Annotated in this window: 21 protein-coding genes, 2 tRNA genes and 1 pseudogene; 5 read left to right on the forward strand and 19 right to left on the reverse strand. The window is 42.9% G+C overall.

What is annotated here, in order from left to right; all coding sequences use genetic code 11:
- Positions 1 to 19 precede the first annotated feature (19 nt).
- The 11 genes from deoB to PSI14_RS04120 form a co-directional block, all read right to left on the reverse strand.
- The gene (gene deoB / locus PSI14_RS04070; protein ID WP_273555191.1) at positions 20 to 1243 is read right to left on the reverse strand and encodes a phosphopentomutase; all 1224 of its coding nucleotides are present in this window, start codon (positions 1241 to 1243) and stop codon (positions 20 to 22) included.
- Positions 1244 to 1320: 77 nt separating this feature from the next.
- Positions 1321 to 2709: a thymidine phosphorylase gene (gene deoA / locus PSI14_RS04075; protein ID WP_273574537.1), complete on the reverse strand. Its 1389-nt coding sequence runs from the start codon at positions 2707 to 2709 to the stop codon at positions 1321 to 1323.
- Positions 2710 to 2812: 103 nt separating this feature from the next.
- Entirely contained in the window at positions 2813 to 3592 is a 780-nt protein-coding gene (gene deoC, locus PSI14_RS04080) for a deoxyribose-phosphate aldolase (protein ID WP_273574538.1), read from the reverse strand.
- 116 nt (positions 3593 to 3708) lie between these two features.
- Positions 3709 to 3879, reverse strand: coding sequence for a hypothetical protein (locus tag PSI14_RS04085; RefSeq protein WP_273574539.1), 171 nt, complete (start codon positions 3877 to 3879; stop codon positions 3709 to 3711).
- Positions 3880 to 4205: 326 nt separating this feature from the next.
- Entirely contained in the window at positions 4206 to 5471 is a 1266-nt protein-coding gene (locus PSI14_RS04090; RefSeq protein ID WP_273555217.1) for a NupC/NupG family nucleoside CNT transporter, read from the reverse strand.
- Positions 5472 to 5902: 431 nt separating this feature from the next.
- Positions 5903 to 6673: a TatD family hydrolase gene (locus PSI14_RS04095; RefSeq protein ID WP_273574540.1), complete on the reverse strand. Its 771-nt coding sequence runs from the start codon at positions 6671 to 6673 to the stop codon at positions 5903 to 5905.
- A complete protein-coding gene (locus tag PSI14_RS04100) occupies positions 6674 to 7801 on the reverse strand; it encodes a patatin-like phospholipase family protein (RefSeq protein WP_273574541.1) in 1128 nt (375 codons plus the stop codon).
- A 314-nt stretch (positions 7802 to 8115) separates the two neighbouring features.
- Positions 8116 to 8544 (reverse strand): BON domain-containing protein, encoded by a 429-nt coding sequence (locus tag PSI14_RS04105; RefSeq protein WP_273574542.1) that lies wholly within the window; start codon positions 8542 to 8544, stop codon positions 8116 to 8118.
- Positions 8545 to 8966: 422 nt separating this feature from the next.
- Positions 8967 to 10556 (reverse strand): peptide chain release factor 3, encoded by a 1590-nt coding sequence (prfC, locus tag PSI14_RS04110; protein ID WP_273574543.1) that lies wholly within the window; start codon positions 10554 to 10556, stop codon positions 8967 to 8969.
- A gap of 231 nt (positions 10557 to 10787) precedes the next feature.
- Entirely contained in the window at positions 10788 to 11237 is a 450-nt protein-coding gene (rimI, locus tag PSI14_RS04115; protein ID WP_273574544.1) for a ribosomal protein S18-alanine N-acetyltransferase, read from the reverse strand.
- On the reverse strand, positions 11206 to 11616 hold the full coding sequence (locus PSI14_RS04120; RefSeq protein WP_273574545.1) for a DNA polymerase III subunit psi: 411 nt from the start codon (positions 11614 to 11616) through the stop codon (positions 11206 to 11208). The genes rimI and PSI14_RS04120 overlap by 32 nt, the downstream gene beginning before the upstream one ends.
- A gap of 138 nt (positions 11617 to 11754) precedes the next feature.
- On the opposite strand from PSI14_RS04120, the gene rsmC reads away from it, so the two are divergent.
- From rsmC to PSI14_RS04135, 3 genes are all read left to right on the forward strand, one after another.
- Positions 11755 to 12768, forward strand: coding sequence for a 16S rRNA (guanine(1207)-N(2))-methyltransferase RsmC (rsmC, locus tag PSI14_RS04125; RefSeq protein WP_273574546.1), 1014 nt, complete (start codon positions 11755 to 11757; stop codon positions 12766 to 12768).
- 216 nt (positions 12769 to 12984) lie between these two features.
- Positions 12985 to 13071 (forward strand) — tRNA-Leu (locus PSI14_RS04130).
- Between the two features lie 74 nt (positions 13072 to 13145).
- A tRNA-Leu gene (locus tag PSI14_RS04135) sits at positions 13146 to 13232 on the forward strand.
- A 131-nt stretch (positions 13233 to 13363) separates the two neighbouring features.
- Here PSI14_RS04135 and PSI14_RS04140 read toward each other — a convergent pair.
- From PSI14_RS04140 to PSI14_RS04155, 4 genes and pseudogenes are all read right to left on the reverse strand, one after another.
- Positions 13364 to 13480 (reverse strand): annotated as a pseudogene (locus PSI14_RS04140) (alkaline phosphatase); the annotation flags it as partial.
- Positions 13481 to 13759: 279 nt separating this feature from the next.
- Positions 13760 to 15253 carry an aldehyde dehydrogenase family protein gene (locus tag PSI14_RS04145; RefSeq protein ID WP_273574547.1) on the reverse strand — a complete coding sequence of 498 codons (1494 nt, stop codon included), beginning with the start codon at positions 15251 to 15253 and terminating at the stop codon, positions 13760 to 13762.
- Positions 15254 to 15280: 27 nt separating this feature from the next.
- Positions 15281 to 15649, reverse strand: a complete 369-nt coding sequence (locus PSI14_RS04150) for a cupin domain-containing protein (protein WP_273574548.1) — start codon at positions 15647 to 15649, stop codon at positions 15281 to 15283.
- 115 nt (positions 15650 to 15764) lie between these two features.
- The gene (locus PSI14_RS04155) at positions 15765 to 17066 is read right to left on the reverse strand and encodes an NAD(P)/FAD-dependent oxidoreductase (RefSeq protein ID WP_273574549.1); all 1302 of its coding nucleotides are present in this window, start codon (positions 17064 to 17066) and stop codon (positions 15765 to 15767) included.
- Between the two features lie 567 nt (positions 17067 to 17633).
- On the opposite strand from PSI14_RS04155, the gene uriH reads away from it, so the two are divergent.
- Complete coding sequence (gene uriH, locus PSI14_RS04160; protein WP_273574550.1) at positions 17634 to 18584, forward strand: uridine-preferring nucleoside hydrolase UriH; 951 nt, start codon at positions 17634 to 17636, stop codon at positions 18582 to 18584.
- Positions 18585 to 18697: 113 nt separating this feature from the next.
- On the opposite strand, the gene PSI14_RS04165 is transcribed toward uriH, so the two are convergent.
- Both PSI14_RS04165 and PSI14_RS04170 read right to left on the reverse strand, forming a co-directional pair.
- Positions 18698 to 19480, reverse strand: a complete 783-nt coding sequence (locus tag PSI14_RS04165; protein ID WP_370688813.1) for a sulfite exporter TauE/SafE family protein — start codon at positions 19478 to 19480, stop codon at positions 18698 to 18700.
- A 208-nt stretch (positions 19481 to 19688) separates the two neighbouring features.
- On the reverse strand, positions 19689 to 19928 hold the full coding sequence (locus PSI14_RS04170) for a helix-turn-helix domain-containing protein (protein WP_092517211.1): 240 nt from the start codon (positions 19926 to 19928) through the stop codon (positions 19689 to 19691).
- A 144-nt stretch (positions 19929 to 20072) separates the two neighbouring features.
- On the opposite strand from PSI14_RS04170, the gene PSI14_RS04175 reads away from it, so the two are divergent.
- A complete protein-coding gene (locus tag PSI14_RS04175; RefSeq protein ID WP_273555175.1) occupies positions 20073 to 20285 on the forward strand; it encodes a helix-turn-helix domain-containing protein in 213 nt (70 codons plus the stop codon).
- A 45-nt stretch (positions 20286 to 20330) separates the two neighbouring features.
- Here the strand turns inward: PSI14_RS04175 and sugE are convergent, their stop codons facing one another.
- Together sugE and efp are read right to left on the reverse strand one after the other, a co-directional pair.
- The gene (gene sugE / locus PSI14_RS04180; RefSeq protein ID WP_273574552.1) at positions 20331 to 20645 is read right to left on the reverse strand and encodes a quaternary ammonium compound efflux SMR transporter SugE; all 315 of its coding nucleotides are present in this window, start codon (positions 20643 to 20645) and stop codon (positions 20331 to 20333) included.
- A gap of 202 nt (positions 20646 to 20847) precedes the next feature.
- Positions 20848 to 21414, reverse strand: a complete 567-nt coding sequence (efp, locus tag PSI14_RS04185) for an elongation factor P (RefSeq protein ID WP_273574553.1) — start codon at positions 21412 to 21414, stop codon at positions 20848 to 20850.
- Positions 21415 to 21420: the final 6 nt, after the last annotated feature.

Consider the following 21420-nt stretch of genomic DNA (forward strand, 5'->3'; position numbering starts at 1 on the left):
CATCGGCCTCCACAAAAAATTAAAACATCGACTTACCGTAATCCATTGGCGTCAGATCGAAATATTTCGCTACTGTCTGACCAATGTCGGCGAACGTTTCACGATGCCCCAATGAACCCGGTTTAACTTTAGGTCCGTAAACCAGAACTGGAATATGCTCACGGGTGTGATCAGTGCCCGCCCAAGTCGGGTCACAACCATGGTCAGCAGTGAAGATCAAAATGTCGTCTTCTTTTACCAATTTCAGCATTTCTGGCAAACGGCGATCAAACAACTCCAGTGCTGCCGCGTAACCAGCAACATCACGGCGGTGGCCGTAAGAAGAATCAAAGTCAACAAAGTTGGTAAATACGATGGTGTTATCCCCCGCTTGCTCCATTTCAATCAATGAAGCATCAAACAGAGCATCAATTCCCGTCGCCTTGACCTTTTTGGTGATGCCCACATTTGCGTAGATATCAGCAATCTTACCGATGGAAACTACTTCACCCTGCTTTTCATCAACCAATTTTTTCAGGATAGTTGGGGCTGGTGGCTCAACGGCCAAGTCATGGCGGTTGCCGGTACGCTGGAAATTCCCTACTTTATCACCCACAAATGGACGGGCAATCACGCGGCCAATATTATAATCACCAATATTCAACTCTTCACGAGCGATTTCACACAGCTCATACAGACGATCCAAGCCAAATGTCTCTTCATGGCATGCAATCTGGAAAACAGAATCCGCAGAAGTGTAGAAAATCGGCTTACCGGTTTTCATATGTTCTTCACCCAGTTTATCCAGAATCACTGTACCAGAAGAGTGACAGTTCCCCAGATAACCCGGCAGGTTTGCGCGCTCGACCAGTTTATCCAGCAACTCCTGTGGAAAACTGTTTTCTTCGTCATGGAAATAGCCCCAGTCAAACAGAACCGGAACGCCCGCAATTTCCCAGTGGCCTGATGGTGTGTCTTTACCAGAAGAAAGTTCACTCGCGTAACCATAAGCGCCAATTATTTCGGCATCTTTATCCAAACCAATCGGGAAAGTTCCACAAGACTCTTCCGTTGCCTTGCCCAATCCCAGACGGCTCAGGTTTGGCAAGTGCAGTGGCCCTTTACGGCCAATATCAGCCTCACCACGGGCACATTGTTCTGCAATATGCCCTAAAGTGTTAGATCCCTTGTCGCCAAACTTTTCAGCATCAGCACTTGCACCGATACCAAAGGAATCCAATACCATGATGAATGTACGTTTCATTATTTTCTCCTGCGTCAATTCACGCTATCAATGCGGAAACTGCCAGCTATTAAAATCGATTTCAATTCTTGTCTGATTTATCCATTGATATGACGATAAACCATTGGTGTGGCGGCTTGTGTTCCTGTTTCCTCAAGAACGGTTTTCTTATTAAGAACAAAGGCCTTACTGATTGTTTCTGCGGCTTCATGCCAAGCATGTTCACTGTTGGCGTGAATCATTGCCAAGGGTGTATCCGCATTCACTTTTGTGCCCAACGCAACGATATCACTCAGCCCCACACTGTAATTAATAGGATCTGTCGCCTTACGACGTCCTCCACCCAATCCAACAACAGACATTCCCAAAGCCCGGGTATCCATTTCTGCAACAATGCCTCTTTGACCGCCTAATATCTGACCGTCTAATACATGTCCGTCTAATACCTGTCCTGCCAATACTGGCTTGATGAATTCCGCCGTCGGTAGGTAGCGGGCGTAATTTTCGACAAAATCAGTTGGTCCTTTCTGTGCAGCCACCATGCGACCAAATGTTTCCGCCGCTCTGCCACTGTCCAGTGCTGCCTGTAACTTACGATATGCATCGTCACGATCAATGGACAGATTGCCCGAAACCAGCATTTCAGCAGATAACGCCATGGTAACTTCAAATAACCGAGGGTTACGGTATTCCCCCGTCAAGAATTGGACTGCTTCACGCACTTCCAACGCATTACCCGCACTGGATGCCAAGACTTGATTCATATCTGTCAATAATGCTGTGGTTTTGCACCCCGCACCATTGGCAACTTCAACGATAGATTCGGCCAGCTTTTCCGATTGTTCGTAGGTCGGCATAAATGCCCCAGACCCTACTTTCACATCCATGACTAAAGCATCCAGCCCTTCAGCCAGTTTTTTACCCAAGATAGAGGCTGTAATCAAAGGGATGGAATCCACTGTTGCCGTAATATCGCGCGTCGCATAAAAACGTTTATCCGCAGGTGCCAGTGAACTGGTTTGTCCGATAATGGCAACGCCCACATCACGAATAATGTTACGGAAACGGTGCTCATCAGGAAAGATGTCAAAACCGGGAATAGACTCCAATTTATCCAGCGTACCTCCGGTATGCCCTAAGCCACGTCCCGATATCATCGGCACGAATCCCCCACAGGCCGCTACCATGGGGCCAAGCATCAGGGAAGTGACATCCCCCACACCGCCCGTCGAGTGTTTATCGACAACCGGGCCGGGTAAATTCAATTTCTTCCAGTCTAAAACCGTACCAGAATCACGCATCGCTAATGTCAGTGCGACACGTTCTTCCATCGTCATATCATGGAAATAGATGGTCATTGCCAATGCAGCAATTTGCCCTTCGGAAACTGTATTATCGCGGACTCCGTTAATAAAGAAGCGTATCTCTTCTTCATTCAATGGATAGCCATCACGTTTTTTGCGGATAATTTCCTGTGCCAGAAACAAAGCTACCTCCCAATCATTATTATCTGAAAAGAATGGCAGTAATACACACTATTTTAGCGTGCATTCAATTAATCACGATTGATCCCAATAACTACTGCTGATCTCAATAACCATTGCTCTGCTTTTGGCCCTGATATCCAAGTGTAGTCAGTAAACTGCCCAACAAACTGGATGCACCAAAACGGAAATGACGGGAATCAATCCATTTGTCTCCCAAGATATGTTCCGCCAGCGCCAAATACTGTGCCGCTTCTTCCGCAGTACGCACGCCACCTGCTGGTTTAAAACCAACGCTATCGCCTACGCCCATATCACGGATTACGCTCAGCATAATTTCGGCACTTTCTAGTGTCGCGTTCACGGGAACTTTACCGGTTGAGGTTTTGATGAAATCAGCACCAGCCTTAATTGAAATTTCAGACGCTTTGCGAATCAAAGCTGTATCTTTCAATTCACCTGTTTCAATAATGACTTTTAGCCATACGCCCGATTCAGCGCAGGCCATTTTGCAGGCTTTTACTAAATCAAAGCCAATCTGTTCATCACCTGCCATCAATGCACGGTAAGGGAAAACAACATCCACTTCATCTGCACCATAAGCGATGGCAGCACGGGTTTCAGCCAGTGCAATGTCGATATCATCGTTACCGTGCGGGAAGTTGGTCACTGTAGCAATGCGAATATCGGGAGTTCCTTGTTCACGCAATACCTTACGTGCCAAAGGAATAAAACGTGGGTAGATACAGATAGCTGCCGTATGTCCGGCGGGACTGTTCGCCTGACGACAAAGTGCTGTCACTTTCTCATCTGTATCATCATCATTAAGTGTAGTTAAATCCATCAAACTCAGCGCATGCTGAGCGGCGGCGGTTAAATCGGTCATAGAACTCTCCAACGGTATTATTATTGTGACTGAACCAGTTCACACATTCTTTTGTACGATTATTTTGAACGAACGATTAGTTTTAACGATTATTTATGGCAATTGTTTTTTAACCATTACTTTTTAACTATTACTTTTTTAACAATAAGTTCGTTTTTAACAACAAGTTCGTTTTTAACAATAAGTTCGTTTTTAACAACAAGTTCGTTTTTAACAATAAGTTCGTTTGTTGGCGAGCGGACTTGGTTCCTTGAAGATGTTGCTATGGCAATATGCCCCTGCAACAACAGAGTTCCCTCTCTCCGCGCTGTTTTTCTGCGCTATTTATCTCTGTTTGCGCATTTTTTCTGCACTATATCTTTACTATACTTAGCTTTCTTTATATTTCATATTGCCTGATGTTATGGGGATCAACCATCGCCATTAGGTGTCTGCACATCATTATTTGAACATGTAAATGAACAATAATTCGTGCTTAAAATCACACTAATCACATGACTCTTGCAACAACAAACATTTTATTGTGAGTTAAATCACATTAAATGTTTTCAGGAAAAACAAAAACAGGTGAGAAATCTCACCTGCATTCAATTTGATATACGTTCTCTGCGTCTTACAACGCGAGGAAGAATCCTGCAATTGTTGCACTCATCAAGTTAGAGAGTGACCCTGCCAATACAGCTTTCAAGCCGAAACGGGCAATATCTCCGCGACGGTTTGGTGCCATACCACCCAAGCCGCCCAGAAGGATCGCAACAGAAGACAAGTTAGCGAAGCCACACAAAGCAAAGGCGATAATTGCTTTGGTATGATCGGAAAGCACTTGCAGACCCGCAGCCTTAACCATATCGTCAGCTTTCAGGTATTCACCAAAGTTCATGAACGCCACAAATTCATTAACGACGATTTTCTGGCCGATGAAAGAACCTGCGATTGTGGCTTCATGCCATGGAACGCCGATCAGGTAGGCAATTGGTGCAAAAACCCAGCCCAAAACCAGTTCCATAGATAATTGAGGGTAATCGAACCAGCCACCGATACCGCCTAAGATACCATTGAGCAAAGCAATCAATGCGGTGAATGCCAACAGCATTGCACCAACGTTCAGAGCCAGTTGCATACCGGATGCGGCACCCGATGCAGCCGCATCAATGATATTTGCAGGACGATCTTCCGCTGCAATCAATGACATTGCATCAGCAGTATCGTGAGTTTTTTCTGTTTCCGGCACTAGCAGCTTCGCAAACAGCAAACCACCTGGTGCTGCCATGAATGAAGCCGCGATCAGGTACTCCAACGGAACACCCATCGATGCATAACCCGCCAATACTGAACCCGCAACGGAAGCCAGGCCACCACACATAACCGCAAACAACTCAGATTGGGTCATGGTCGCAATATAAGGGCGCACAACCAGAGGAGCTTCAGTTTGACCCACGAAAATATTCGCAGTCGCAGACAGAGATTCAGTCCGTGATGTTCCCAATATTTTCTGCAATCCACCACCCAGTATTTTGATGATGAGCTGCATAACGCCTATGTAATACAACACTGCAATGAGTGATGAGAAGAAAACAATCACTGGCAGAACGCGCAGAGCAAAAACAAAGCCACCACCGCCGAACAATTCAAACATTTTGTCGGAAACCAGTCCGCCAAAAATAAAATCTGTTCCTTTTTGACCATATCCAATCACGTTGGAAACGCCTCTTGACATTCCTCCCAGAATGTCTTTGCCGGCTGGTACATAAAGTACAAATGCCCCAATAGCAACCTGAATCAAAAAGGCGCCTAGGACAGTACGGATTTTAATGGCTCGGTAGTTACTGGAGAAGAGCACTGCGATAAAAATCAGTACTACTATCCCTATCAGGCTCATAAGGAGTTGCATTGGAAGAATCCCTGTTCACTGAATGAATAATAAAAAAAATATGTCAGTTGTTTTATATGTTCCTACTGACATTGTGTGAGCCGATTATACCTAGCACTAAAAAGGAACAAGCAACTAACATCACAAATTAATACAACAAAAAGTAATATAAAAATGCAAAATGAGATCCGCATCACACAAAGCCACTTAGTTTCGGTGGGATTAGATAATTTAATAGGGAAAAAGGTAAAAAATAGGATAAATAGGCAAGGAATGTAAGTTAAGCGTTATTAATGTTTACTGTACCTTTCACCTTTTAAGTTGCTGCTTTGCGGATATATTATCTCATCCGGTTTATAGTAAGTTATGTTCCTGAAGATTCATTACATTGCTTCTGCGTTGCAATTTGCATCAACTCATATAAATTGCCTAAATTTAAATCATTCAATTGCAAATAGTGTCACACTATTCTGATAAATTTGCTTGGCAATTTCATCTGACGGTTCTTGGCGCAACTCACACAATACTGAGAAAATCTGTGCAACTCTTTCTGGTCGATTTGGCTGCCCCTGAAACCCCGACAATGGCATATCAGGTGCATCTGTTTCCAATACCAAAGCTGACAAAGGCAATTGTGAAATAGTGTTACGTGTTTTTTGTGCCCTATCGTAGGTAATTGTTCCCCCAACACCAATGTAAAACCCCAGGCGAATAAAGGCTTGGGCTTGGGACAAACTACCTGAGAAACCATGAACAACCCCTGTTCGTGGTAACTTATGCTTTCTCAAGATTGCAGCCAATTGATCATGGCTTTTTCTGGAATGAAGTATTACGGGTAAATCATGTTGTTTAGCCAGTTTTAGCTGCGCTTCTAACATACTTTTCTGCTTTTCAATCTGCGGATCAGGCATATAAAGGTCAAGGCCAATTTCACCTACTGCTACACATTTAGCATCTTTTTCCTGTAGCTTCTGATCCAACTCATCCAGATGAACCGCTTGATGTTCAGCAATATAGAGTGGATGCAAACCAAATGCAGCATAGATTGGGGAATAATCCTCAGCCAACGCCGTAACTCTCTGGAAGTTCATTTGACTTATCGTGGGAACGATAATTTTTTCCACGCCCATTTGCCTGGCTTGGTTCAGACTCTCTATTTCATCACCCACAAAAGGGAAAAAATCAAAATGGCAATGTGTATCAATAAACATCTATTTGTCCAAGTTATCCATCATGCTCGTTTCTGTCGTTTGCACATTTTCCATCACATCAGATGCTGGGGGTTCCACTTTAGGGCAATGATTGACGCTGTTCAGGAAATGATTTCTCCGAAAATAATTATGACTGACACCATCAGAATTTAATTTCATACGGCTTACCCCATAAATCTTACGTTCTGCATGTCCAAATTTTCCTTCAACAAAAGTATGCCCAATCGTTGCCAGAAAATATCGTCCACAACGCCGTCCCAAATGATAATCCTGATTGAGTGCACTGAGCCTGCTTCCTAATGCCATTGTAACCAATGGTGCTGGTGGATAGATTTCGAAGATTTGTACACCATCCGGTGGATCTTCGATAAATTTCTGTGTTCGGCGATAACTCTGTGCATGAAGGTTGATCATCTTGACCATTTTTTGCAGGCTACTAACTTCTAACCAGCGCTCCATGCGCTTGAACCACTGGGGCGTATAATAAAGTTGTGAAGGAACTGTCCGAATCACGACGATAGTATCCGCTCCTCGGCGATAGGCTTCTTGCACTGGAATAGCATCACAAATGCCACCATCTTGATAAACCACATCACTAAGAGTAACACCATTACGATAAAATCCCGGAATGGCACTTGAGGCTTTGACGATATCCATCCAATTCCGCTCATTAGGATGCAGATAATCCGGCTCAAAATTATCAGCGCGGCAAGCGCACATATAAAATTCACGCCCAGCATCAAACTGACTCATTGCAACAGGAATATTGAGTGGCAATTGCTCAGATATGGTATCAATATACCAATCCAGATCGATTAAATGCCCACCGCGAACAAAACGGAATGGATTAAAGAAGGTTGAATCTGTTGTATAACGGTTGATCACTTTACGTGCATAGCCACGCTGACCACAAATATAGGCAGAAAGGTTCTGAGCTCCCGCCGACGTCCCAAGGAACAACTCAAAAGGATTAAAACCAAGACGGAGGAATTCATCCAAAACACCAGCGGTAAAAATCCCCCTTTGACCACCTCCTTCACAAACAAGCGCAATTTTTCCTGGCTTTATCTGTGACTTATAAGCTAAGGGTTCTATATTACCCAACGTTATTGGAATATGCTTTCCCACACTTCCTCCTCTAAAAGTCAACGACAGCATCAAGGATAACCCACACGCTGAATAGCTAGTTATATAATCAGGATCAGCCAATAAAAATGCAAGTTGGTAGATGAAGAGTATAATTATTAACATAGCAATAAATTATTCGAATACAACGACGAATAGCATTCTCTGTTAGATAATCTACTAATTGAGCAGGGTTTTATTGAGGGAGAAAGAGGTAAAAAGAGTGGCTTATTACTAGCCACTCTTTCAATGATTCCAGTTATTTTTTTAACTATTACTTTATTTTCTAACTACTACTTTATTTTCTAACTACCACTTTATTTTTTAACTACTACCGTATTTTTAACTACTACTAAGGAATACCGCACAGACTTAATGCCTTTCACACTCTTAGCCAGAGCAACTACTTTGGTTTTCTGAGCTTGGCTTTTAACAAAGCCTGCAATATAGACAATGCCTTTGTCTGTTTTCACTAGAATGTCATTAATGTTTAAATTCTTTTGTAGCCGCAATTTATCTTTTACTGCGGTAGTAATCTGAGTGTCATTAACAGAGTTACCTGCATTCGGCAAGCGTTTAACAACTTTTTCCTCTGATTTTTTTAATGGCTGATTAACTTTCTGCGCCGTTCCTTGCGATGATGGTGTATTTCCTGAAAGGATATTATTTGCAAAAGCACTGCTACTTACCAGTACTGATCCTAAAACGACTGCCACTAATGAATGTGCAATTCGAGACTTATTCATACTATCACCTTATTTAACATGGGCTAAGACTTTCAACAAGCAGTGTATTATTTAGACAATCACAGTGTGTCGGTATATCAATTAGACAGCTGAAATCGGCTTGACGCTAATATTACAGAAAGCAACATAAACGTTTATTAAACAAGAATCTTATTCTTAAAATTTATATATAAGTAGAATAAAATAACAAATAAAACAAAAATCAATAGAATCAATGATATTGTCTACTGATAAGGTTGTTGTTTTAGTTGAGTAGTGTTCAAGGTAACAGGAGTAAAAATGAAGGGTTTGATAGGCGATCAAATTGATCTAATTGGGGAAAAATGATCACAACATTTTTCATGCTGATAAACCCCATGATTATTTTAAACAGGGTTTATCAGCGATCTGAGCCAACAGGATTGTTGGCCCTGAAAAGAATATCAGTGTTCCCGTGTCTTACGGAAAGCAACATCAGGATAGCGTTCACTGGTCAAGTTTAAATTGACCATTGTTGGTGCAATGTAAGTTAAGTTATCACCACCATCAAAAGCCAAGTTCTGCTCATTTTTACGCTTGAACTCTTCCAGTTTCTTCGCATCGCTGCACTCTACCCAGCGGGCCGTGGAAACGTTAACTGGCTCATACAGCGCTTCAACGTTGTATTCACTCTTCAAACGAGCAACAACAACATCAAACTGAAGCACACCAACTGCCCCTACGATCAGATCGTTATTGGAAAGAGGGCGGAATACCTGTACAGCACCTTCTTCTGACAATTGCACCAGACCTTTCAGCAATTGCTTCTGTTTCAACGGATCACGCAGACGAATACGGCGGAATAATTCAGGTGCGAAGTTAGGAATACCAGTAAACTTCAGCTCTTCACCTTGGGTAAAAGTATCCCCAATCTGAATGGTGCCATGATTGTGCAGGCCGATAATATCCCCTGGGTAAGCGTGCTCAACATGAGAACGATCTCCCGCCATAAAAGTCAGTGCATCAGAAATGACGACATCTTTCTTAATGCGGACTTGACGCAGTTTCATGCCCTTTTCATATTTACCGGAAACAACCCGTAAAAATGCTACGCGGTCACGGTGTTTCGGGTCCATATTGGCCTGAATTTTGAAAACAAAGCCTGTGAATTTCTCTTCACTGGAAGTCACTTCACGTGCATCAGTCTGACGAGGCATAGGAGTTGGGGCCCATTTAACAAGACCATCCAGCATGTGATCAACACCAAAGTTACCCAATGCAGTGCCGAAAAAGACAGGTGTCAGTTCGCCCTGTAAAAAGGCTTCCTGATCAAATTCATGGGAGGCCCCTTTGACGAGTTCCAGCTCTTCGCGTAATTGGTTCGCCAGCTCTTCACCTACTGCCGCATCTAGTTCAGGATTATCCAACCCTTTGATAGCACGGACTTCCTGAATGGTATGCCCTTGACCAGACTGATACAGGTAAATTTCATCAAAATAGAGATGATAGACACCTTTGAAAGATTTGCCACAGCCGATTGGCCATGTAATCGGGCTACAGGCAATGTTCAGTTCATTTTCTACTTCATCCATCAGCTCCATCGGATCACGAATATCACGGTCGAGCTTGTTCATGAATGTCAGGATCGGCGTATCACGCAGACGAGTAACTTCCATCAACTTACGAGTACGATCTTCAACCCCTTTCGCCGCATCAATGACCATCAAACAGCAGTCAACGGCCGTCAAAGTACGATAGGTATCTTCAGAGAAGTCTTCATGCCCAGGGGTATCCAGTAAGTTAACCAGACAATCACTATAAGGGAACTGCATTACGGAAGTGGTAATGGAGATTCCACGCTGTTTTTCCATTTCCATCCAGTCTGATTTAGCGTGCTGGTTAGAGCCCCGGCCTTTTACCGTACCTGCTTTCTGGATCGCCTGTCCGAACAATAATACTTTTTCAGTAATCGTTGTTTTACCCGCATCGGGATGGGAAATTATTGCAAAAGTGCGCCGTTTCGCGACTTCTTGCAGAAATGGGGAATTTGACATCAATTGGTATCTTCTAGTCTGTGCACGGATTGATACCATTTGGAAGCGCCTCTTGCTGGCGCTTCGCTTTTCAATCCGTCATGTTAATCGTGATTGGCGGTTATTTTCGCTGAACTTGGACTTATAAACAACCAATGATATTCAAGATAGAGCATAAGCCAATCATTAATTAATTCAGTTGAAATTTGATAATGTTACATACTGCTTTACAACAATTTTCATGAGCATCCTTCACCCACCAAACAACGGCAACGCCATAATAATGGCATCTTCTTTCCCTGACTCTGTCGGATAATAATTCTTACGGATGGAAACTTCATTGAAGCCTATATCTTCATATAAACGAATGGCAGATTGATTCGAACGCCGTACCTCAAGCCACAGCGTGTTGATCTGTTTTTCAGGCAATATATTAATGAGATGCATAAGCAATGCCCTGCCGTGTCCACGCGATTGATGTTCAGGATGAATTGCAATATTAAATAGCGTGGCTTCATCCATGACATATTGTGTTATCGCAAAACCGATAATCTGGTTATTCTGCGTTATCTTATAGTTGATATAACGTTCTCCCTGATTGGAGTAAAAGGTTTTTTCACTCCACGGAAACGCATGGCTGGCCTGTTCTATTTGAAATGCGGCTGGAAGATCAACGAGAGTTAATAGAGAAATATTCTTCATAATGGTAAATTTGTTGCCAAAGAGCGCGTTTTGCATTCCCATCAAGAGATAAGTCATTTAATGCCGGGCTTCTCAAAGAAATCCCTTGTATTGATAAGGTAATATCAACCCCTAACAGCCAGCATGGGCAGTGGATTGATTCTGAAAGTAGCTCAACATCTTTTGTCGTGATGCAATATACCGATGAGGCATCAATCCCCATGGCTGTAAAAATATCAGCAAACAATGAATGACTTAAGTCAATTTGATCATAACTAATGATCAATAGACGGGTTGAATCAGGGATGAGGACAGATAATTCACCTTGCAAGGTCATTGGGCTACGCAAAACCCATTGGGTGATCCCCAGTTGGGAGAGTAATCTGTCACGCTTCGTCATCGTGTTTTATTCCATCTGCCATAAAAAATAACAGGTAATATATTATCAGAGGGCTTATCTCTGCGCCAATCAGCATGGCATTCAGTTCTGCCCGCTGATACTTATACTTGGATAAAGATTTATAGGAGCTATACATAGATGTCAGTATTAACCCCGGCCAGCGAAGTTATCCTGCGCCATTATGAGCAATTCCGCGATCATCATCTACTCTTTGCCGGTGATCTTCAGGACAATCTGGCAACGGAAATTGAAGCTGCAAGTGTGCGTGTGCATACTAGCCAATATCACCATTGGCAATCCCTGATCCGTCAGCTTGGTGATAATGCCTGGTTTGGCCTTTTAGCGGACAGCACATTTATTAAAGAGTGTGACACACTGATTTATTATTGGCCGAAAAGCAAGCAGGAAGCGCGTTTCCAACTACGTAATCTGTTCTCCATCCTGCCTCCCGGAACGGATATTTTTATCGTGGGTGAGAACCGTACTGGCGTACGCAGTGTTGATAAATTAATGGAAGGTATTACTACTTTCCACAAAATTGATACAGCACGTCGTTGCAGTCTGTTTTATGGTCAATTGAAAAATCAGGTTCAGTTTGATCAAAACAATTGGTGGAACAGCTATCAGGTGGGAGATGTCACGGTCAATACGCTGCCCGGTGTATTCAGCCAAGATGATTTGGATGTCGGCAGTCGTCTGCTGCTTTCCACTTTTGATGCCCCTATCTCTGGCAGCCTGTTGGATGTTGCTTGTGGTGCCGGGGTACTGGCAACCGTATTGGGTAAAAAGAACCCTGATCTGTCCCTGACACTAAGCGATGTCAATGCTGCCGCTATCACATCCAGCAAGGCAACACTGAAAGCCAATAAGCTGGAAGGCAATGTGGTCACCAGTAATGTGTATTCTGCCATTGAAGAAAAATTCAACTGGATTATTTCTAATCCACCATTCCATGATGGCTTGAAAACTAACTTGGTTGCTGCCGATGATATGATTCGCATGGCACCAAATTACCTTAAACCCGGTGGTAAATTGCGGATCGTCGCAAACGCTTTTTTACCTTATCCTGACCTGCTGGATAATACCTTTGGTAACCATGAAGTCATTGCGCAAACAGGTAAATTCAAAGTATACCAAGCGACGAAGAAATAACTCAGGCATTCAATGCAGCCTTGTTTTGCCTGCTCCAGTTTAATGGGCAGGCAATTTCTATTTTTCAGCATCTTATCTCTGTCTTCCACAAGCATGTCGACATGCCGATTTTTACGGCAATCACACGTTTTCTCACTAAATAATGATTGACGCCAGCTATAAAATCTCTAGAATGCGCCTCCAAGCTATCCGTTTAAGTGATAGTGTCTGATATATGCGAGGGTGGCGGAATTGGTAGACGCGCTAGCTTCAGGTGTTAGTGTTCTTACGGACGTGGGGGTTCAAGTCCCCCCCTTCGCACCAAATCAGATAGCTATCAGTTAAATGAAATCGGTTAAATGAAATCGGTTGAGCAAACAAGATAAATGGCAGTACCTGCGAGGGTGGCGGAATTGGTAGACGCGCTAGCTTCAGGTGTTAGTGTCCTTACGGACGTGGGGGTTCAAGTCCCCCCCTTCGCACCACTGTTTCATTTTTCTTTCCTTTCTTATCTTGTGCTTTCCCTTCTTATGATTTCCTCAATCTTATTTGATCCTTCTAATAATTTAACTGTTGATTTTATTGCTTACTCAAAGCCTCAATTCCCTTTCGAAAGTTTGCCAAAAACATCAATTCCCAACGCCCCATTATAAGTTTTTACTCCCGTTGCCCAAGCCGTGGCAGAAGCGGCTGAATCTGTCACATAGTTGGGTTTCTGAGTCTTCTTGTCTAACTTTCCTTGCAGTCAGATGAATAGGATGAGAAATCATCGTGTTAAGTTGCTCGGATAATAGATATGTCACATGACACTTATTTGAACCTATGACGACATTCTTATGACAGCGCTTTTCTGCAAGGCAAGTTTTTCAAAAAGGCAAGTTTTTCAAAAAGACAAGTTTTTCAAAAAGACAAAGTATTCAGTAAGGCAGGAAGAGGAAAATAAGAGGAAAATGAGCGCTTCAATGACCAAAGACCAAGTAGCGCTCTAGATCAATATAAACTCACTATTCCATCAATAACGCACCATGACCGATTTCAGTTCCGTGTAATGTTCAATAAATGCACTGCCAAACTCACGGCCAATCCCTGAAGATTTCCAGCCACCAAACGGGAGCGCAGGATCTAGGAACGTATGCATGTTGATCCAAACAATGCCTGCTTCAATGCGTGAAGTCATACGCATTGCTTTGCTCATATTGTTCGTCCATAAACTGGCAGACAACCCAAATGGCGTTGCATTCATCATGCCAATTAGCTCTTCCTCATCGTCATAACTGAGGAAAGTACCGATCGGCCCGAATGTCTCCTCTTTCATTAACGTATCTTCGGCACTATTGGCTTTCACGATCGTGGGGGCGACAAAAAATCCCGGCCCTTCCAGTGCGTGGCCTCCGTAGACAATTTCGCAACCTTCCTGACGCGCTTTTTCAAACAGAGACAGAATCTTGTCATAATGCGCTTTGTTTGCCAGAGGCCCCATTTCCGTTGATTCATCAAGGGGGGAGCCGATTTTCATCGCAGATAATCGTTCAGAAAGTAACGTTAAAACATCATCCATGTGAACAGATGGAATATAAAAACGCTCCGCAGCCGCGCAGATTTGCCCTTGATACACGTATCCCGCTTCCAATATGCCATCAACGATTTTCTCAACGGTCATATCCGGCAGAAAAGCCGCTGCGTTTTTTCCCCCAAGCTCCAGTGTTGTGCGCTTCAATCCCTGCTCCAGAGCCGATTTACCTACGATCATGCCTGTTGGAACTGAACCTGTAAAAGTGACTTTGGCACATTGAGGATGACTAATCAGAGAAGATCCAATGCGAGCACCTGAACCATTGACGATATTGATTACGCCATCAGGAATCCCCGCTTCTTTTGCCAGTTCAGCCACACGCAACATGGTTAAGGGAGTATATTCGCTGGGTTTAAGCACAATGGTACAACCACTGGTCAATGCTGCGCCCAATTTCCAAATCGCTATCATGATGGAGAAATTCCACGGAATAATACCGACCACAACGCCAATGGGTTCACGATGAGTAAAGGCGCTATATTTTTCTCCTTTAAGCGATGGCAATGAGACATTCAATGTTTCGCCAGTAATTTTGCTCGACCATCCCGCAAAATAGCGTAAATAATCGGCTGATGCCCCCACTTCCAGCATGCGGGATAATTGAATTGGTTTACCAGAACATAAACTTTCCAGTTGTGCCAGCTCCTCACCATTTTTCTGCAATAGATCAGCCAGCCGATTCAGGCAATTTCCCCGCTCTATAGGGGAGATTTGTGCCCATGATCCGTGAAAAGCGGCTGATGCCGCCTGCATTGCCTGATTAACTTCGGCCTCTCCTCCCTGATTGACCGTCGCTATCATTTCACCAGAAGCTGGGTTAACGATGGAAAAAGTTTCCTTTTCCTGACCAAGAATAGAGACTCCATTAATATAATGACCGTGAGAACGCTGCAAGAAAGCAGTAACCGACTCCAGCAACTTAATTTCACTCATCATCTTTTCCTCTGTCTAGCCGGATATTTACCCGTTTATACAAGCCATGTAGTGTTTGACGAAACGCTCGCCAGTGATTTCCCACAATACTTCCGTCCCTTTTACCGCAAACCACGAGTCGCCTTTATGATATTCAACCGTAACCCCTGTTTTGACATCAGTCAGTTTCACTGAGCCTTCATGCACCGTTGCCATTTCATCAAAGGAATAGGTCATTTTAAATGTGCCCTTGGTACAGGCGAAAATACCACATGTCAGATTATGCGATGGTTCCCCATGGGTCATGGCTACACTCACTTGCGGATCTCCCTCCACCACAATAGAACCAAGATTGGTGATGCTGCCAATTGGCATTAATTCAGGAAGTGCTTTATCTAACAATAACGGCTTTATCATGGCTTTTACCTTTTAATAGTGACTGTTCAAAAAAATAGTGACCGTTCAAAAAATAGTTACTGTTCAAAAAATAGTAAAAAGAAAATAGTGACAAAAAATCTAAACGGCGATAAAACTAACGGCGTCCTTGCCAATAACCTGAAGTTTGGTGCCAAGTCTTACTGGCTGAGAGCAGTAAATTTCTCAATCTGTCTTTCCCGATAATATTGAGGTGTGGAATCGAACTCAGTAACGAATAACGATCTGAGCCTTCACTCATTCCTTCAGCCAGAATTTTGCAGATAATGTGGCTAGGCGTCACACCAAAACCAGAATACCCTTGAACATAGAACACATTTTTATGATCAGGCAGAGAACCAATTTGCGGAAACAGATTGGCGCTGCAACATAATGGCCCGCCCCATGCCAGTTCTATCTTCACATCTTTCAAGTAAGGGAAAGTTTTGAGCATGAGATTGCGGTTCCATGCTTTTAAATCAGAAGGTATATATTCAATGAAATGTGTCGCGCCGCCATATAGCAAACGGTTTTCTTTGGTAACACGATAGTAATCGATGACCGGGCTAATATCGCTGTATGCCCCACGAATAGGACTGATCCTTTCAATCAAATCGTCCGACAGTTCTTCTGTCATCAATTGGAAGGCGTAGGTATTGATCGTTTTTCTATAAATAGTCGGTTCGAGTCCATCCAAAAAACCATTGCATGCCCACAACATCTTATTGGCACGAACTGACCCCATGGGTGTGCGAACTGTGACCCTAGGGCCATACTCTACGTTCACAACCTGGCTGTTTTCAAAAATCTTGACACCGTATTCAGTGACAGCCTTGGCTTCTCCCAACAGTAAATTGAGCGAATGAACATGCCCGCCCCCCATGTGTTTTAATGCACTGGTATAGCGGTCCGAACCAATAATTTTCTTAACATCCGCACCAGTATAAAGTTCAATTTCTTCATCAGGGGAAGCCGAACGAAATTCCTGCAACCAACTATGCAATGTTTTATCATGTCGCGGATTCCAGCCAAGATAAGCATAACCTTGGCAAAAATCAGCCTGAATATCATATTTGGCAATTCGATCACGAATTATCCCTGCGCCCAAGCTACTAATTTTAAATATGGTTTCTAAACCTTTTTTACCCGTATGGCGTTTGATCTTATTCAAGTCATGACCAATACCCGTCATCACTTGACCACCATTACGGCCTGTACCGCCATATCCCAAAGTCCGGCCTTCCAAAATCGCAATATTAGTGATGCCTTTTTCTGCCAGCTCTAATGCCGTATTGATACCAGAAAAACCTCCGCCAATGATAACTACATCAACATCCAAATCTTCTGTCAGCATTGGGAAACGAAGATCATATTTTTTTGTTGCCGCATAGTATGTTAATGAATCAAGTTGATTATTCATGTTATATACCCCATGAGCATCTGCTTATCCCCTGATGGTGTTCAGCTGATCACCTTGCTACTCCGTTTCTCAGGGGGATTTATCACATTTACTGAATATTAGTTATTCAGGTGTATTAACAAAGCAATAAAGGGTCGAAATATTAACAAATTGATATAAATAACAATTAACGCACTTAATGTCTGATATATATATGAATCATATGTAATTGAAATGCTCAAATCATTTGTTGTTTTCATGTTAATCAAATCACAATTATTCAAATATTTATTAACAAGATGTAACTTTTATATTTTCAATTTGTGATGGATTGGGAGGAATTTTTTCTGTTAGTGAATTATTCTGAAAAAAGATATTTATATATGTACCTAGTAGATTTCAAGTTATCACTAACAAAACAACGACTTGAAAATAATGGGTATGTGCCCTTCATCTTTCAAGTTGCCTCTTTGTTGGCTGCACTCACTCACCCCGATCACATAGTTATCTATGCTCCCGGGGATTCGCTCCCTTGCCGCCGCGACGCATCTTGAAATCCATTGGGTATAGTTACTGAAAGGAATAAATATGCTACCGAAGAAAATTATCCTTGACTGCGATCCCGGACATGATGATGCCATTGCTCTCCTGCTTGCCCATGGGAATCCGAATATTGAGCTGTTGGCTGTCACAACCGTTGTTGGCAATCAAACCCTGAGTAAAGTAACCCGCAATGCCCTTTGCATTGCACGCATCGCCAATATTCACAATGTTCCTTTCGCAGCAGGATGCCACCGCCCACTTGTTCGAGAGATCAAGACAGCCCCAGATATTCATGGTGAAACTGGCTTAGATGGCCCCATTCTCCCTGAACCAACAATGAAATTAGATGCTCGCCATGCAGTTGATTTACTTATTGATGTGATTATGGAAAATCCGCCCAAAAGTGTGACTCTGGTTCCAACTGCGGGTTTGACAAACATCGCTATGGCCGCACGCAAAGCACCGCAAATCGTTGAGCGGGTGAAGGAAGTCGTATTGATGGGAGGGGGTTATCATAAAGGAAACAGAAGTGCAGTTGCGGAGTTCAATATTGTGATCGATCCAGAAGCCGCACACATTGTTTTTAATGAAAAATGGCCGCTGACGATGGTTGGTTTAGATCTCACTCATCAAGCTCAAGCAACACCTGAAATTATCGAGGCAATCGCTCAAATTAAGACACATTCCTCGCAATTCGTGTTGGATGCGCTGAAATTTTATGGGGATAGATATCGTGAGCATCAGGGATTTGGTTATCCTCCAGTTCATGATCCCTGTGCTGTCGCTTATGTGATCGATCCTGATGTTATGACGACCCAAAAAGTTCCCGTTAATATCGAGCTAACGGGAGCATTAACAACCGGAATGACAGTGGCAGATTTCCGTTTCCCTCCACCTGAAGATTGCCATACACAAGTTGCTGTCAAATTGGATCACAGCAAGTTCTGGCAATTAGTGATTGATGCCCTGAAAAATATTGGTGAAACTGCTTACTGATTTATTAAAACCAATCATTGATTTATTAAAACCAATTACTGATTTATTAATTAATTCAATATCTTCTTTGGCTGTTGAGCCTACCACTCGCCTCAATGGTCAAAGAAGTCTCTTCAAATTAACCGGAATCCTATCAATATTGCACTGCATAAGATCAAGAACAATGTGGCATATTGTAGTACCTTGTCAGACAAATGCTTCATCAGATACTTGGCAAAAGGGATCGCCAGCAAAGAACCCACAAACAGCACCAACGCCAGTTTCCAATCCGTATATCCTCCATGTGCATAAGCAACAGCAGATGAACCGGATAACATCATTGTGACAAATAAGGAAACACCAACCGCTTGTTTGATACTCATTTGCGCATAGCGTAGTAGTAATGGCAATACCACGATGCCACCACCAACTCCCGTTGCTCCGAGCACCAATCCAGCCCCTGTACCGGGCAGTAAAAGAGGCTTAATCAGTCTGGATTGTGGTTGCATTTGGCCCATTTTTAACTGCGGCTGACGTATTCGACGATAAAAAAGATACAGGGAAAATAAGATAGCCAATAAAACCAATAAATTAATTCCCCATTCAAGTTGTACCTGATAGTGGCTTACATGACTCAACATTGTTACTCCATAACTGGCCAATACCGTACCGGGTATCATGATCAGCAGAATAATCAAAGATTGACGTAAGGGAATATTGCCCATGCGAAAGTGCATGTAAGAAGATGATATTTTCATCAGCATTGAAAGAAGATTAGCCGTCGCTACAGAAGCCAATGCATCCAATCCGAAAAAATAGCTCAGGATCGGCAAAACTACCACACCACCACCAACACCAGTAGTACTGATAATTAAACCAACAACCGCTCCAATCGCAAGCTCAGGGATCAATGACACCATCTTTTCTCCCGCTTATGTCTAATCAAAGTACATTATTTCATCAAATTCCAGCAATCATTGCTCATAATATGACAAAAAAAATATCATATTCAAAAACAGAATATGTATCTCAGCTTCGTATTAAAGAGAAATAACAAGAGAAAAATGATTTTTCAGTCGCAGCTTTATTGGCTGCAACTTGAAAGACGATGGGTAAAGAGAATATTTAATGGGGAGGATGTATTGTTTCGAAATTGAACAGCTCATTAAGTTCAATCTGTAGTCCATTTGCTATTACATAAATAATTTCCAAGGTAGGATTCCTGACACCACGCTCAATGCCACTGACATAGGTTCGATCCAACCCACATTTATCAGCAAAAGCTTCCTGTGACATCCCAGCTTCTCTCCTGAGATACCTAATTCTTTGTCCAAAAAGGGATTTGATGCTGTTCGATTTTTTCATCCGATAAGTATCGATTCGTGTTACTTATCCGACCACGGACTATAAGTCACGTTTCAATTTGAGTTATGCTATGATATGTGACTTATAATCTACTTAACACTTACTTTTTGATTGAAAAATAATAGATAATTGGAGATCTTAAGGATGGAAAAAAAAGACTGGCATTCTGCTGATATCATCGCTGAATTGAAAAAGCGCGGAACCACATTGTCAGAAGTATCACGGGCAGCAGGGCTGGCATCATCCACTCTTGCCAATGCATTGCAACGACACTGGCCAAAAGGTGAGCGTCTTATCGCCGCAGCACTGGAGCGCACGCCAGAAGAAATATGGCCTTCGCGTTATGAAAGAAAATGATGATTGTAAAATAGACCCAGCCTAGCTGGGTTTATTCACATAAGATCAACTCGCCAGCTTTAAGCCAATAATGCCTATCACAATCAAGACAAGGCTCAACACTCTGGCAAAATTCGCCGATTCCCCTAATACCATAATGCCGAAAATCGCCGTACCTACAGCGCCAATACCTGTCCACACAGCATAAGCAGTTCCTGCCGGCAGGTTTTTCATCGCATAGGCCAATAGCCCCACACTGACAGTCATCGCGCTAATCGTAATTACACTTGGCATCAAACGTGAAAAACCCTGAGTATATTTCAGGCCTACCGCCCACACCACTTCCAACAGACCAGCAATAAGAAGGATCAACCAAGACATGCCTTTCCCTTTATATGATGACTAGTGGGGCCGTCCCCAATGAAATGACGTTTATCCAGGTCGTCCAGGATAACGATAAGAAATGAAACTGAATTATAGCTATCCGATCTGGCAGTCGCAATAATAACGACCGATGAGCTACAACAAAAAAACCGCAACCTCTAGACGAAGAGGCTACGGTTTTTTTAAATAACAAACGCGGTTATTTTACGCGAGATACATATTCGTTAGAACGGGTATCAACTTTGATGATTTCGCCGATCTGTACAAACAGAGGTACTTTTACCACAGCACCAGTGCTCAACGTTGCAGGTTTACCACCAGTACCAGCGGTATCACCTTTCAGACCTGGATCGGTTTCAACCACTTCCAGCTCAACGAAGTTTGGGGGAGTAACAGCGATAGGACGGCCATCCCACAGAGTCAGAATACATTCTGCCTGATCGATCAGCCATTTTGCATTGTCACCAACGGCTTTCGCATCCGCAGCCAGCTGCTCGAAAGTTTCGTTATTCATGAAATGCCAGAATTCACCATCGTTGTACAAATAAGTCAGGTTGGCATCCATGACATCTGCACTTTCAGCAGAATCTGTTGATTTAAAAGTTTTTTCCAGCAGTTTACCAGAAATCAGTTTACGAATACGAACACGGGCAAATGCCTGACCTTTACCTGGTTTAACAAATTCACTGTCCAGAATAGCGCACGGCTCGCCATCTAACATGATTTTAAGACCTGAACGGAATTCATTGGTACTATAAGTAGCCATGGAGAT

Source organism: Xenorhabdus anantnagensis, assembly GCF_028598555.1.
Classification (GTDB): domain Bacteria; phylum Pseudomonadota; class Gammaproteobacteria; order Enterobacterales; family Enterobacteriaceae; genus Xenorhabdus; species Xenorhabdus anantnagensis.

Excerpts from the sequence above, each read along its gene's own strand:
- PSI14_RS04105 (WP_273574542.1), bottom strand. The coding sequence starts at position 8,544 with ATGAATAAGTCTCGAATTGCACATTCATTAGTGGCAGTCGTTTTAGGA.
- prfC (WP_273574543.1), bottom strand. The coding sequence starts at position 10,556 with ATGTCAAATTCCCCATTTCTGCAAGAAGTCGCGAAACGGCGCACTTTT.
- PSI14_RS04095 (WP_273574540.1), bottom strand. The coding sequence starts at position 6,673 with ATGTTTATTGATACACATTGCCATTTTGATTTTTTCCCTTTTGTGGGT.
- PSI14_RS04145 (WP_273574547.1), bottom strand. The coding sequence starts at position 15,253 with ATGAGTGAAATTAAGTTGCTGGAGTCGGTTACTGCTTTCTTGCAGCGT.
- uriH (WP_273574550.1), top strand. The coding sequence starts at position 17,634 with ATGCTACCGAAGAAAATTATCCTTGACTGCGATCCCGGACATGATGAT.
- PSI14_RS04175 (WP_273555175.1), top strand. The coding sequence starts at position 20,073 with ATGGAAAAAAAAGACTGGCATTCTGCTGATATCATCGCTGAATTGAAA.
- deoB (WP_273555191.1), bottom strand. The coding sequence starts at position 1,243 with ATGAAACGTACATTCATCATGGTATTGGATTCCTTTGGTATCGGTGCA.
- PSI14_RS04155 (WP_273574549.1), bottom strand. The coding sequence starts at position 17,066 with ATGAATAATCAACTTGATTCATTAACATACTATGCGGCAACAAAAAAA.
- rsmC (WP_273574546.1), top strand. The coding sequence starts at position 11,755 with ATGTCAGTATTAACCCCGGCCAGCGAAGTTATCCTGCGCCATTATGAG.
- efp (WP_273574553.1), bottom strand. The coding sequence starts at position 21,414 with ATGGCTACTTATAGTACCAATGAATTCCGTTCAGGTCTTAAAATCATG.
- deoC (WP_273574538.1), bottom strand. The coding sequence starts at position 3,592 with ATGACCGATTTAACCGCCGCCGCTCAGCATGCGCTGAGTTTGATGGAT.
- PSI14_RS04090 (WP_273555217.1), bottom strand. The coding sequence starts at position 5,471 with ATGAGCCTGATAGGGATAGTAGTACTGATTTTTATCGCAGTGCTCTTC.
- PSI14_RS04150 (WP_273574548.1), bottom strand. The coding sequence starts at position 15,649 with ATGATAAAGCCGTTATTGTTAGATAAAGCACTTCCTGAATTAATGCCA.
- PSI14_RS04170 (WP_092517211.1), bottom strand. The coding sequence starts at position 19,928 with ATGAAAAAATCGAACAGCATCAAATCCCTTTTTGGACAAAGAATTAGG.
- rimI (WP_273574544.1), bottom strand. The coding sequence starts at position 11,237 with ATGAAGAATATTTCTCTATTAACTCTCGTTGATCTTCCAGCCGCATTT.
- sugE (WP_273574552.1), bottom strand. The coding sequence starts at position 20,645 with ATGTCTTGGTTGATCCTTCTTATTGCTGGTCTGTTGGAAGTGGTGTGG.
- PSI14_RS04120 (WP_273574545.1), bottom strand. The coding sequence starts at position 11,616 with ATGACGAAGCGTGACAGATTACTCTCCCAACTGGGGATCACCCAATGG.